This window comes from Pantoea vagans (genome assembly GCF_001506165.1).
GTDB lineage: Bacteria > Pseudomonadota > Gammaproteobacteria > Enterobacterales > Enterobacteriaceae > Pantoea > Pantoea vagans_C.
The window spans coordinates 117,380-129,988 of the sequence record NZ_CP011427.1 but is presented as its reverse complement, the minus strand read 5'-3'; the positions used below and the strand labels follow the sequence as shown (position 1 = coordinate 129,988).

Here is a 12,609-nt window from a genome sequence, read left to right as displayed (position 1 = left end):
AACGAGCCGCCAGAAGGCGGCTCGTTGGGCGCAAATTCGGTAGCGGCGCGATTTATCGCGCATACCTGAAGCGGTAATATCGCTGAATGATGCGCAATAAATTGCGCCGCTACTTTTTTTAACTTTGATGATTGCTGATCAACGCCGGTGCACTATGCTCGGGAATCGGCAGCCACGCGCGGATACGCAATCCGCCATGCTCACTGTCACCAATCTCCAGCGACCCATCGTGCGCATCAATAATACGCTGCACAATCGCCAGGCCTAAGCCGGTGCCACTGGTACTGCGCGCACTATCACCGCGAACAAACGGCTGGAACAGATGTTGAAGCTGATCCGGCTTAATGCCCGGGCCATCATCTTCCACCTGGAACCAGGCGCGATTCAGCTCCTGACCGCTACTGACTTTAATCCAGCCATTGCCATAACGTGCCGCATTGACCACCAGATTCGCTACTGCGCGTTTGATCGATAGCGGGTTAATATCCAGCATTAACTCTTCTGGCATCACCGCGTTCTCAATCTCACGCTCGTAGCCGCTCTCCGCAGCCACCACTTCACCCAACACGCTGTTCAGATCGGCACGTTCGGTCTGCATCTCCTGACCAGTACGCAGATAATCGATGAACTGCTCAATGATGGCATTGCACTCTTCGATATCCTTGTTAATCGACTCAGCCAGATAACCGTCCTGCTCACCCATCATCTCAGTCGCGAGACGAATACGCGTCAATGGCGTACGCAAATCGTGGCTGACGCCAGCCATCAACAGTGTGCGGTCATCGGCTAACTGCTTGACCCCCGCAGCCATCTGATTGAATGCCCGCGTCACTGAACGTACTTCAGAGGCGCCGTACTCACGTAACGGTGGAGGAATAATGCCTTTACCGACCTGCAGCGCTGCGTGCTCCAGGTCGACCAGGGGTCGGTTCTGAATACGAATAAACAGCCAGGCACCGCCAATCGCCAGCAGCATAATCGCCAGGGTGTAGCGGAACAACGGCGAGAAGTCGCCCTGATGGATTTCCGTCAGTGGAACGCGCACCCAGATGTCTGGCGACAACCAGGTTTTCAGCCAGACCACTGGGGAATTCTTATTCACCTCGACACGCACATCGGTCGGGCCGCCAAGCTGTTGCGCCATCTGCTCGCTGAGGAATTCGTAATGCTGCGCCCAGCGCAAGCCGCTCTCTTCCGCCGCCGCGTTGGTATACAACGAAATACCCAACTCACGATAAATCTCACGGCGAAATGCCGGAGGCACTTCCAACTGCGTACCATCTTCCAGCTGCAACCGGTCAGTCATCAACATACGGACTTCGTAAGCGAGAACTTTATTAAACTGCTGCAGACTAGGAAGAATGGCGAAATTCAGCACCACCAGATAGGTCGTTACCAGGCTGACGAACAGCAAGGTAACGATCAATAGCAAAGTGCGGGCAAACGAACTGCGAGGAGAGAAGCGCAATCGCCTCATGCTTTGCTGCCGTCCGGAACAAAGACGTAGCCAAGACCCCATACGGTCTGAATGTAGCGTGGATGCGCCGGATCTTCTTCTACCATGCGACGCAGACGCGAGATCTGCACGTCGATAGAACGCTCCATCGCACTGTACTCACGACCACGCGCCAGGTTCATCAGCTTGTCACGTGACAGCGGCTCACGCGGATGGCTCACCAAGGCTTTCAGCACGGCAAACTCACCACTGGTTAACGGCATTGGCTCATCTTCACGGAACATTTCACGCGTACCGAGGTTCAGCTTGAACTTACCAAAGGCGATAACCGCTTCTTCTTGTGAAGGTGCACCCGGCAGCTCATTAGCCTGACGACGCAACACGGCACGAATACGTGCCAGCAGCTCACGTGGGTTAAACGGCTTAGGAATGTAGTCATCGGCACCGATTTCCAGCCCAACGATACGATCGACCTCTTCACCCTTGGCGGTGACCATGATGATCGGCATCGGGTTGCTTTGGCTACGTAAGCGACGGCAGATGGATAAGCCATCTTCGCCTGGCAGCATTAAATCAAGCACCATTAAATGGAATGATTCACGAGTCAGCAGACGATCCATCTGCTCGGCGTTGGCGACACTGCGCACCTGAAAGCCCTGTTCGGTGAGATAACGTTCGAGCAGTGCGCGCAAACGCATATCATCATCGACGACCAGAATTTTGTAGTTCTCTTGCATGTTCAACTCCCAAAGGCGCCATTGCCTGAGCCAATATTGTGTAAAAAAGATGCCTACATGTGACAGTCATTAATGGTTTATATTCTAGCCGAAATTGTTACAAAGCATATTAAACAGCAGCTTATATTTAATTTTAGCCCTGAAATGCGCATTGTCTCGCGCTTTTTGTCTGTACTTTCAACCCGCTTAGCCCTTATCTGAAAATTCACGCGGTTTTCTGTTCGCGTCTGGATCATTTTGCCTTTAGCCGCAACGCACGTGGCTATGCCGCGCCATTTGGCTTAAGTCACCAGGGAAGTATCTTTCGATATAGGGATAATCACAGCAGATTATCTGGCACTTTCTGTTTTAGGTACCTGACTGCTCTCGGAACATTGCCAAACCCGCCCCAATCAAGTCCAGTATTAAATAAAGACAGATTAATCAGTGAGTAAACATCACTTTCCTCTCAGACATGGATCTCAGAAACTGCACGAGTTCCTGCAGATATTGCGTCTATTTGGAGAAAGAAAAATGAAAAAAACGATGGTCTTGCTGAGTGCACTGGTTCTGACCAGCCTTTCTCAGGCGCAGGCTGCCACCAGCGCGGGCGAAGCGGCAGGGGCACAAGCCTCAACCACCGCTAAAGGTAACTCAGACGCCATTGGCGTCGGTGCCGTTGGTGCACTGCTTGGCGTGGCATTAGCCACCATGGGTGGGGGTGACAAAGGCTCAAGCAGCACGTCTACCACCACAGCCACCACGCCCGGCAAATAATTCGTATCTTCAGAGCGCGGCAAGGCTACGGCGCTTTTCCCTTTTTACTGCCAGCCCATTTCGCCACCGGAGAATAAGTAGCGCCCAAGGCTTTTTTACCCAAGCCATTATTCTCCGCCTCTTTTTTATTCCGTATCCTTAACGTATTCAATGCTGTTCACAAACCAGATCTTTTGTCCTTCTGGCGTGTTCACCGTCACCTCGTCATCCACTTCTTTCTTGATCAACGCGCGCGCCATCGGCGAATCAATTGAGATGTAATCTTTTATCCCTTCACCATAAATTTCATCGGGCCCAACAATACGAAACCGCTTTGCCTCGCCCTGCTCATTCTCCACCTCCACCCAGGCACCAAAAAACACTTTGCCTTCCTGCTGTGGGGCATAGTCAACGATTTTGAGATCGGCGAGGCACTTGCGCAGATAGCGCACACGGCGATCAATCTGGCGCAACAGACGCTTGTTATAGGTGTAATCGGCATTTTCCGAGCGATCGCCAAGGCTCGCAGCCCAGGAGACAATTTTGGTGATTTCCGGACGCTTTTCATTCCACAAATGGTCGTGCTCGGCACGTAATTTGTTGTAGCCTTCGCGGGTAATCAATTGAGTTTTCATCACATCTACTCGTGGTAACAGCATTTCAGGTCGTCAGGAAGCCAACAATAAGCGACTGTTCAGCCTTCAGCAAGGCGTGCCCAACAATGTGCGCGCTGCATTCAGAAAAAGACGGATTCACTTGCCCCCGGCTGGCAATTTGCAGTCTCAATCCGTATAACTGTCCCCTATTTCCAACCCTGTGTAAGCATTGTTAATGATGATGAAAGATTCACTGAGCCAGATTATCGCAAGTGAGCTGAAGGCGCGCGCCGACCAGGTTGACGCAGCCGTTCGCTTGCTGGATGAAGGGAACACCGTGCCGTTTATCGCACGTTATCGTAAGGAAGTGACCGGTGGGCTGGACGACACCCAGTTGCGTCAGCTTGAGAGCCGTCTTGGCTATCTGCGTGAGCTGGAAGATCGCCGTCAGTCGATTCTAAAATCCATCGACGAACAGGGCAAACTTACTCCAGAACTCGCCAGCGCGATCCATAACACACTGAATAAAACCGAGCTGGAAGACCTTTACCTGCCTTATAAGCAGAAACGTCGTACCCGTGGTCAAATTGCCATTGAGGCCGGTCTGGAACCGCTGGCTGAAACGCTGTGGCACGATGCTTCACAGGACCCAGAACAACTGGCAGCGGGTTATGTCGATGCGGATAAAGGCGTTGCCGACGTGCGCGCAGCACTGGACGGCGCACGCTACATCCTGATGGAACGCTTTGCCGAAGACGCAACGCTGCTGGCGAAAGTGCGAGATTATCTGTGGAAGAATGCGCACGTGGTGTCCCGCGTGGTGGAAGGCAAAGAGGAAGAAGGCGCGAAATTCCGCGATTACTTCGATCATCATGAAGCCCTGAGTTCTGTGCCTTCGCACCGTGCATTGGCGATGTTCCGTGGTCGCAATGAAGGCGTGCTGCAACTGTCGCTGAATGCCGATCCGCAATTTGATGAAGCACCCCGTGAAAGCCACGGAGAGACACTGATTACCGAACACCTGCAACTGCGACTGAATAACGCTCCGGCGGATAGCTGGCGTAAAGCCGTGGTGAGCTGGACCTGGCGCATCAAGGTGTTGCTGCACCTCGAAACCGAGCTGATGGGCACCATCCGTGAACGCGCTGAAGATGAAGCAATTAATGTCTTCGCCCGCAACCTGCACGATCTGCTGATGGCTGCTCCGGCTGGCATGCGCGCGACCATGGGCCTCGATCCAGGCCTGCGTACCGGCGTAAAAGTCGCCGTGGTGGATGCCACCGGCAAATTAGTCGCGACCGACACGATTTATCCGCACACCGGACAAGTCGCAAAAGCAGCGAACTCAATTGCCGCGCTCTGTGCCAAACATCAGGTTGAACTGGTGGCCATCGGCAACGGTACCGCTTCACGCGAGACCGAGCGCTTCTTCCTCGACGTGCAGAAGCAGTTCCCGCAAATCCACGCGCAGAAAGTGATCGTCAGTGAAGCGGGCGCCTCCGTTTACTCGGCTTCTGAACTGGCCGCACTGGAGTTCCCCGATTTAGACGTTTCTTTGCGCGGAGCCGTTTCCATCGCACGCCGTCTGCAAGATCCACTGGCCGAACTGGTAAAAATCGACCCGAAATCTATCGGTGTGGGCCAGTATCAGCACGACGTCAGCCAAAGCCAGCTGGCGAAGAAACTGGACGCCGTGGTAGAGGACTGCGTGAACGCCGTAGGGGTTGACCTCAATACCGCCTCGGTGGCGCTGTTGACCCGTGTAGCAGGCTTGACGCGCATGATGGCGCAGAACATTGTCAGCTGGCGTGATGAGAATGGTCGCTTCCAGAACCGTCAGCAGCTGTTAAAAGTCAGCCGTCTTGGGCCAAAAGCGTTTGAGCAGTGTGCGGGCTTCCTGCGCATCAACCAGGGTGATAACCCGCTGGATGCCTCAACGGTGCACCCAGAAGCCTATCCGTTGGTTGAGCGTATTCTGGCGGCAACCGAGCAGGCATTGAACGAGTTGATGGGCAATCCTGGTGGTTTGCGTGACCTCAACGCGCGTGACTTTACCGATGAGCGTTTTGGTCTGCCGACTGTCACTGACATCATTAAAGAGCTGGAGAAACCGGGCCGCGATCCACGTCCTGAATTCAAAACCGCGCAGTTTGCTGAAGGTGTAGAAACGCTGAATGATTTGCTGCCAGGCATGATTCTGGAAGGCGCAGTCACCAACGTCACCAACTTCGGTGCCTTTGTCGATATCGGCGTACACCAGGATGGTCTGGTTCACATCTCATCACTTTCCGACAAGTTCGTTGAAGATCCGCATCAAGTGGTGAAAGCCGGCGACATTGTCAAAGTGAAGGTGATGGAAGTGGATATGCAGCGCAAACGTATTGCCCTCACCATGCGTCTGGATGAGCAACCTGGCGAAAGCAATGCGCGCGGCGGTAATAACCGCAGCAGTGGCAAAGAGCAGAACCGCCCAACTGCTCACAACAAAGCTCGCGGCAAACCCGCCAGTGCGCCAGCAGGCAATAGCGCCATGGGCGATGCATTGGCCGCGGCTTTCGGTAAAAAGCGCTAAACTCATCATGTGTAGGGCGGCCTTCATGCCGCCCTAAAACGCGCCTCTGCATGACCCTCTCAAGTTGATAAATCCCCCCTACCGTCTACGCTGAAAAAATCCGTGTGAAAAAATGACCTTCCGCGTGGCCCAACGATCTGATGGACAAAATCAACGCATTACTTGATGAGATTTACGAAGGCCGCTTTCCCGTCGCCGCACGTGAGCGCCTGCTTTCGCACATTCGCGCTGCGCGTGATACCGCCAAACTGCCACGCAAAGCGCACTGGGATGAAAAAGATGTGGTGTTGATCAGCTATGCCGATCAGTTCCGCGAACCCGATCAGCCCACGCTCGCCAGCTTCTCACGCTTTTATCAGCAGCACTTACAATCGACGTTCAGCCTGGTGCACCTGCTGCCGTTTTTCCCTTATTCGTCTGATGACGGTTTCTCGGTGATTGATTATCACCAGGTCAATCCGATCTGCGGCAACTGGCAGCATATTGCTGCCTTGCACAGTGAAACCCGGCTGATGTTCGATTTCGTCTGTAATCACATGTCCGCGCACAGCCAGTGGTTTCAACATTTCCTCGCGCAGGACCCCGGCTGGAATGACTTTTTTATCAGCATGCCGCCCGCCACGGACCTTAGTGCGGTCACGCGGCCACGCACCTCACCGCTGCTCACCCCTTTCACTCTGGCTAACGGCGAAACACGCTTTATCTGGACCACTTTCAGTGCCGACCAAATTGACCTCAACTTCGCCAACCCGGAAGTATTGATTCGTATGGTGGGCGTGCTACTGGATTACCTCAACAAAGGCGCCGATTATGTGCGACTCGATGCCGTTGGCTATATGTGGAAAACGCCAGGCACTAATTGCATCCATCTGCCTAAAACGCACCAGTTAGTGAAGCTGTTTCGTGCCATCGCCAACGAGGTCGCGCCCGGCACGGTGATTGTCACCGAAACCAATGTGCCGCATAAGGACAACATCAGCTACTTTGGCAACGGTCATGACGAAGCGCAAATGGTCTATCAGTTCTCCCTGCCGCCGTTGGTGCTGCACGCCATTCACTCTGGCTCATCACGTGCGTTACGCCAGTGGGCCAGCACGCTGGACACGGGAAATGGCACCACCACTTTCTTCAACTTCCTCGCTTCGCACGATGGCATAGGCCTAAACCCGGCTCGCGGGATTTTGTCGGAAATCGAAATTGTGGCGCTGGTGCGTGAGTTAGCGCTGGAGGGCGCTCTGGTCTCTTACAAGAACAATCCGGATGGCACCACCAGCCCTTATGAAATCAACGTGACCTACCTCGATGCACTCAACCATCAAACTGATGATGATGACACGCGTTTACGTCGATTCTTGCTCGCACACGCCATTTTGCTGGTATTCCCCGGCGTGCCCGCGATTTACATCCAGAGCATCCTCGGTTCGCGCAATGATAACGAAGGCGTGCATGCCGCCGGACATAACCGCGCGATCAATCGAGAAAAATACAGCCTGCATGACATGGAAGCATGGATCAGCGGTGGCAACACGCTGCGTCAGCAGGTGTATGAACGCCTGAGCGCCTTGATTCAGCTCCGCACGCGCCAGCCTGCCTTTCATCCCGACAACCCGATGACGTTATTAGAGAGTGAAAATGCACTGCTGATGCTACGTCGCCATCAAACAGGTAGCGACGAGGGGTTACTCTGCATTTTTAACCTCAGCAGCCGCGACATCACGACGCAGTTGCCGCAATCAAAACTTTATCAGGACGTGATCAGTGGGGAAAAAGTAGATGGCAGCGAGCCATTCACGCTCGCTGCCTGGCAGTTTATGTGGCTGCGCGGTTGATTACTTATAGACATCCGCCGTGGCGCTGAACTTACCATGCTCACGACCCGCAATCACCAGAAAGTATTTTCCGCCTTTCTCGTCAGCCGCTTTAGAAAGAGCACGTTTAGCATCCATCGGAGAAGTCGCTTCTCCCGAAGTTGTCACCGTACCGATTTTCTCAAGATTCATTTTTTGCACTTCTTCTTTGGTCACTTCCTTTGCAGCGAACGCTGAAAACGACACCGCGCTCATCACCAGAGAAGCCACAGCCCATTTCATCATCTTCATAGCATTACCCTCATCCATATTTTCCATTATTGGGATGTAAGCGTCCGCGAAGCACAACAGGCGAGAAAAAGACAGGTTCACACCAAGCAGCGGTGCAGCTCACGTCAAAAGTATTGCCGCTGGTGACAAATTTGCCACCGCAGCAACAGAATTAACGCTCAACTGATTGGATGAACTCAATAATATGCTGACAAAATGCGTCAGGATGAGAGATAAATGGCGCATGTGCCGCCTTTTCCATCACGATTGATGGGGAAGTTGGTAATGCTTCATCCAGCATCGGCGCAATACGACGTGGAACCAAGCCATCCAGCGCTCCGTACAAACGCAGCAATGGCGGCGTCAGGTGCGGCAACTCAGCACGCAGATCCACCTCATGCAAGATCTTCAGCCCGCCCTCAAGCACTTCAACCGAAGGCATCGGCTGCGACAGCACCACCTCCTTCAACTGACGTGCATCCTGGCGTGCATTCTCCGTGCCCATGGTTTGTAACGCCAGGAAGCGTTCCACGGTACGCTGGAAGTCATTACTTAGCTGCTGTTGAAAGCTTTCCAGCGTTTCCGGCTTGATGCCAGGCCACTCACCGTGAGCGGTAAAACAGGGCGAAGAGGCAACGCTAATCAATGCGCTAACGCGTTCCGGCTGCTTCAAGGCGATTTGGCTGGCAACCAATCCTCCCAACGACCAACCTAGCAGCACCGCACGCGCGGGCAGTTGCGGTAGCAGCTGTTGCGCCATATCGGCCAAGGTAAGCGGCCCAAAGCCTTGGCTGCGGCCAAAGCCCGGCAGGTCCACCAAATGCAGGCGAAAATGCGGGCTGAGTCGAGGAACGATGTTTTGCCACACTTCCGCGTTTAGTCCCCAGCCGTGCAGCAGCACAAGATCGCGATCGCCTTCGCCTGTAGTGTGCCAGTAAAGCGAACTCATCGGTTACACTCCCGAAAAGTGAAAAAGAGGCCGCTATGCTATCAATCCCCGCACTGTGTTGGCTATGCCGCTTGCCGCTGCAGATCGCGGGACATGGCATATGCAGCCGTTGTATCAGGCAGATTCCCCCCTTACCCACACTCTGTCCTTGTTGTGGACTACCCGCCTGCGGTACCCAGCTCTGCGGCCGCTGCATCCGCCATCCGCTGCCGTGGCAGAGCTTAACCTGCGTCAGTGATTACCAGCCACCGGTCAGCGATTGGGTATTGCAGCTAAAATTTTCCCGCGCCACCGCACTTAGAGTGATGCTGGCACGGCTACTTTTGTTAAAATTATTAACAAATCGGCGCAATAACCTTTTACCACGCATAGATTTAGTGTTGAGTGTACCGCTGCATCGCCGCCGAGCCTGGCGACGTGGCTACAATCAGGCCGGGTTGGTGGCAAAACCGCTGGCGCACTGGTTAGGCTGTGAATATCGCGAAGGCGTTCGCCGTCGAAGGCAGGGTGCTTTACAACATGCGTTGCGTGCCACTGCCCGTAAAAAGAACCTGCGCGGCGCGTTTCGCCTTGAAATGTCGGTGCGCGGACGTCATATCTTACTCATCGATGATGTGGTGACCACCGGAAGCACGGTGGCAGAAATCAGCCGCATCCTGCTGGCGCAAGGCGCGTCCAGCGTACATATTGGCTGCCTGTGCCGTACCTTGTAGAGCGTCGGTGTTGGGCGTATTATAACCAAGTAATTTAGTCAACTATTGAGCAATCGCCATGATCGTTATTACTGATGCTGCGCAAGAGCACTTCTCGAAATTGCTGTCGAAACAAGAAGACGGCACGCAAATTCGCGTATTCGTCATTAATCCGGGTACGCCGACCGCGGAATGCGGCGTTTCTTACTGCCCACCCGATGCAGTAGAAGCCACTGACACCGAAATGAAGTTCGAAAAGCTGTCAGCTTATATCGATGAGCTGAGCGCTCCTTATCTGGAAGATGCCGAGATCGATTTTGTCACTGACAACCTCGGTTCCCAGCTGACGCTGAAAGCGCCGAACGCCAAGATGCGCAAAGTGTCTGACGATGCGCCAATGGTTGAGCGTGTAGAGTATCTGCTGCAGGCGCAGATCAACCCGCAACTGGCTGGCCATGGCGGTCGCGTATCGCTGATGGAAATCACCGATGACGGCTATGCCATTCTGCAGTTTGGCGGCGGCTGTAACGGCTGTTCAATGATCGACGTGACGCTGAAAGATGGTATCGAGAAAGAGCTACTGGCAGCCTTCCCTGAGCTGAAAGGTGTGCGTGACCTCACCGAACACCAGCGCGGCGAGCACTCTTACTACTGATTTTGTGGCGGCAGCGCATCCGTGCTGCCGCTCTCTTATGCCTCTTTGCGCCCCACGGTGACCGCTTTCATCACCTGCTGTACCGCTTTATCATCAAACATTTCTTCCAGCGTGATGCTCAACTTCCGTCGCCAATTCGGATATTCATTCACTGTACCCGGTACATTGACTGGCGAAGTCATTCCCAGCCAATCCTCCGGTTGTAGTCCTAGTAAAGCGCTTCCCGTCTGAGCAAGAAAACGATGCATCGCCAAATTCAGCGCGGGTGTGAGGGATTGTTCATTCGCTAGCTCAGTGCCTTGTGCAGACAGTGCCCCCGCCTGCTGTAATGCATCCAGTAACGCTTGCTTCTGCGTGACCCGCTGTTGTTGCAGTGATTGCAGTACGCTTCCGCGGTACATCCCCAGTTTCTCGCCCAACGTCAAATCACCGGCCTGCCAGAATCCACTTAACGTCGGCAAATCATGCGTACTGGCGCTGGCAATCGACTGGCGAGGATAGGCAGAAGGTGGGCGATATCGGCCATCTCTTTCCTGTTCAAAAAAGAGAACCTTCCAGGAAAAGATGCCGTGGCTACGCAACATACGAACGATCATCGGCGGCACCGTGCCTAAATCCTCGCCAATCACCATGCAGCCATGCCGCTGGCTTTCCAGTGCGAGGATCGCCATCAACTCGTCGACCGGATACGAAACGTACGCGCCCTTGTCAGCACCTTCGCCATAAGGGATCCACCACAGCCGCAGTAGCGCCATCACATGGTCGATACGCAACGCGCCGCAGTCACGCATATTGGCACGCAGCAGGTCGATAAACGGCTGATATCCCCGTGCACGCATCACATGCGGATCGAGCGGCGGCAACGCCCAGTTTTGCCCCAGCGGCCCCAGACGATCGGGCGGTGCGCCCACTGACGCGCCAAGCTTATAGAGCTGCGGGTCCAGCCAGGTTTCTGCGCTGTGTTGCGCTACCCCAACCGCCAAATCACGATACAGCCCAACCGCCATACCCAGTTGCTGGCTTCGCTGCCAGCAGGCCGCAAACTGTTGCTGCGCCAGCCACTGCAGCCAACTCCAGAACTGAATCTCATCTTCATGATCGGCACACCACTGCTGCACCTCAGGCTGGTGCGCGTGACGCCAACCTTCCGGCCATTTCTCCCAGCCCCATTCGTCAGGATGACTGGCGGCACGTTCCGCAAGGATGCCATCAAAAGCCGCTTGATAGCGCAGCGCGTCACCGCCCTCAGCAACAAACTGCTGAAAATCGGCATCGGGTTTCCAGCTTTGCCAGGCAAAACGTAATGCCGCTATTTTCAGCGCAGCGACCGCACTGTAGTCCACCCAATCAGTGGCACGAGCTTGTTTTAATACGGTACGGGTTTTCGCGAGCTCCCACCAGCGCTGCGCCTCTTCACTTTGTGCGAAGGCTGCCACCTGGTTGACGTCAATGTAGAGCACATTCAGCCAGCGACGCGACGTTGGGCTGTAAGGACTGGCATGGTCCGGTTGAGCCGGATAGAGGGCGTGCAGAGGGTTGAGGCCAACAAAATCACCGCCGTTGGCCGCAACCTGCTCCAGCATCTGCTGCAAATCGCCGAAATCACCGATGCCCCAATTGCTGTCAGATCGCAGCGTGTAAAGTTGCACCAAGGCGCCCCAACGCTTTTCACCCTGTTGCAGTGGCTCGGGCAGATAGCAACGGCGTGGTGCGATAATGATGCGCGTTTGCCACTGTTTGCGTCCCTGACGCAACGTGAAGCTGTGATAGCCCTGCGGCAGGCGCGGCGGGAGCGCTAACGCTTCCCCACCCTGAAGGGTCCCACTGAAGGTTTTGCCCTGTTCGCTCTGGAGCTGCCAACTAAACTCGCCTTTGCCCTGAGGCGTAAGCTGCCGTTTGGCGCGCGGCGTAAAGACTTGCACCGGTGGCAGCGGCGGCACCTTACCTACTGGCGTATCCATTACCGCCAGCAGGGCTCGTTTAGTCACATCACTGATGCTTTCCGGTTCACCTTTAGCATTGATAAATTCCACGGCGATACCGGCGGCCAGCGCGTCCTGATCCAGTTTGCTGAGCGTCATGGTTTTCTCCTCTGGCGCGGTGCGCATAAATGCGCACCCTACAAAATCGTGTAATCGC

At 54.5% G+C, this 12,609-nt stretch carries 11 protein-coding genes; 5 read left to right on the top strand and 6 right to left on the bottom strand.

Annotated features, from left to right (window positions below; all coding sequences use genetic code 11):
* Window positions 1-118: 118 nt before the first annotated feature.
* Both envZ and ompR read right to left on the bottom strand, forming a co-directional pair.
* Entirely contained in the window at window positions 119-1,477 is a 1,359-nt protein-coding gene (gene envZ, locus LK04_RS00570) for a two-component system sensor histidine kinase EnvZ (protein ID WP_039332673.1), read from the bottom strand.
* A complete protein-coding gene (gene ompR, locus LK04_RS00565) occupies window positions 1,474-2,193 on the bottom strand; it encodes a two-component system response regulator OmpR (RefSeq protein WP_001157751.1) in 720 nt (239 codons plus the stop codon). Before ompR ends, envZ begins: the two co-directional genes overlap by 4 nt.
* Window positions 2,194-2,706: 513 nt before the next feature.
* On the opposite strand from ompR, the gene yjbE reads away from it, so the two are divergent.
* Window positions 2,707-2,949 carry an exopolysaccharide production protein YjbE gene (gene yjbE, locus LK04_RS00560; RefSeq protein WP_039332668.1) on the top strand — a complete coding sequence of 81 codons (243 nt, stop codon included), beginning with the start codon at window positions 2,707-2,709 and terminating at the stop codon, window positions 2,947-2,949.
* A gap of 125 nt (window positions 2,950-3,074) precedes the next feature.
* On the opposite strand, the gene greB is transcribed toward yjbE, so the two are convergent.
* Window positions 3,075-3,563 carry a transcription elongation factor GreB gene (greB, locus tag LK04_RS00555; RefSeq protein WP_039332666.1) on the bottom strand — a complete coding sequence of 163 codons (489 nt, stop codon included), beginning with the start codon at window positions 3,561-3,563 and terminating at the stop codon, window positions 3,075-3,077.
* A gap of 202 nt (window positions 3,564-3,765) precedes the next feature.
* Here greB and LK04_RS00550 point away from each other — a divergent pair, with 202 nt between their 5' ends.
* A complete protein-coding gene (locus tag LK04_RS00550) occupies window positions 3,766-6,096 on the top strand; it encodes a Tex family protein (protein ID WP_039332757.1) in 2,331 nt (776 codons plus the stop codon).
* 140 nt (window positions 6,097-6,236) lie between these two features.
* The gene (locus LK04_RS00545; protein WP_039332664.1) at window positions 6,237-7,925 is read left to right on the top strand and encodes an alpha-amylase family glycosyl hydrolase; all 1,689 of its coding nucleotides are present in this window, start codon (window positions 6,237-6,239) and stop codon (window positions 7,923-7,925) included.
* Here the strand turns inward: LK04_RS00545 and LK04_RS00540 are convergent, their stop codons facing one another.
* Window positions 7,926-8,195: a DUF1471 domain-containing protein gene (locus LK04_RS00540; protein ID WP_039332755.1), complete on the bottom strand. Its 270-nt coding sequence runs from the start codon at window positions 8,193-8,195 to the stop codon at window positions 7,926-7,928.
* A gap of 151 nt (window positions 8,196-8,346) precedes the next feature.
* The gene (gene bioH, locus LK04_RS00535; protein WP_039332662.1) at window positions 8,347-9,123 is read right to left on the bottom strand and encodes a pimeloyl-ACP methyl ester esterase BioH; all 777 of its coding nucleotides are present in this window, start codon (window positions 9,121-9,123) and stop codon (window positions 8,347-8,349) included.
* Window positions 9,124-9,158: 35 nt separating this feature from the next.
* Here bioH and LK04_RS00530 point away from each other — a divergent pair, with 35 nt between their 5' ends.
* Window positions 9,159-9,836 (top strand): phosphoribosyltransferase family protein, encoded by a 678-nt coding sequence (locus tag LK04_RS00530; protein WP_039332660.1) that lies wholly within the window; start codon window positions 9,159-9,161, stop codon window positions 9,834-9,836.
* A 58-nt stretch (window positions 9,837-9,894) separates the two neighbouring features.
* Window positions 9,895-10,470 (top strand): Fe-S biogenesis protein NfuA, encoded by a 576-nt coding sequence (gene nfuA, locus LK04_RS00525; protein WP_039332658.1) that lies wholly within the window; start codon window positions 9,895-9,897, stop codon window positions 10,468-10,470.
* A gap of 35 nt (window positions 10,471-10,505) precedes the next feature.
* On the opposite strand, the gene malQ is transcribed toward nfuA, so the two are convergent.
* Window positions 10,506-12,551, bottom strand: a complete 2,046-nt coding sequence (malQ, locus tag LK04_RS00520; protein WP_039332655.1) for a 4-alpha-glucanotransferase — start codon at window positions 12,549-12,551, stop codon at window positions 10,506-10,508.
* Between the last annotated feature and the right edge of the window lie 58 nt (window positions 12,552-12,609).